Source organism: Aerococcus sp. L_32, from assembly GCF_050689315.1.
Genome location: NZ_JBOEQF010000999.1, coordinates 1 through 679, shown reverse-complemented (window position 1 = coordinate 679; position 679 = coordinate 1). Strand labels below are relative to the sequence as shown.

Annotated in this window: 1 protein-coding gene and 1 pseudogene; both read right to left on the bottom strand. The window is 37.4% G+C overall.

Translation table 11 applies throughout. The features are described from left to right. Positions 1-258: pseudogene (locus ACRCJ0_RS17845) on the bottom strand (3-phosphoglycerate dehydrogenase); the annotation flags it as partial. Between the two features lie 105 nt (positions 259-363). Continuing rightward, the coding region (locus ACRCJ0_RS17840; RefSeq protein WP_431391477.1) for an aminotransferase class V-fold PLP-dependent enzyme at positions 364-679 on the bottom strand (316 nt) is incomplete at its 5' end.

Here is a 679-nt window from a genome sequence, read left to right as displayed (position 1 = left end):
ACCAGGGGTGTTGAAGACAACAATTCCCGCCTCAGTAGCACGTTGAGTTGGGATATTATTTGTACCCGCACCAGCTCGCGCAATCGCTTTTAATGAATCGTTAAATGTTATATCATGCAAATCTTTAGAACGTAAAATCAATGCATCCGGATCATCATTTTCATTAATGGCATATTTCGCTCGTTCAAAACGTTCCATACCTTCAGCAGCAATCGCATTATAAGTCGTTAATTGATAAACTTTATCTTTTAATTCCATTTGTTCAATAATTCCTCCATACTTTAAAGCGGGCACAACATCCGGTTACATGTCGGTTGATTACGCTCATTACAATGTAAGCCGACTATTTAAGTCGTTGACAGTCTATTTATTTTCTTCTTCAAATGCTTTCATAAATGCTACTAGTGCTTTAACCCCTTCTAATGGGAAAGCATTATATAAACTAGCGCGCATACCACCCACTGAACGGTGGCCTTTTAATTGTTTAAACCCTGCCTCATCTGCTTCAGCAATAAATTTCTTATCTAATTCAGGATCGTTCGTTAAGAACGGGATATTGGTTAATGAACGGTTTTCTACTTTTACATGATTTACAAATAAATCAGATTGATCAATGTAGTCATACAATAAGTTCGCACGTTCTTTAGCATTCGCATACATTGCTTCTTGTCCGCCTTGT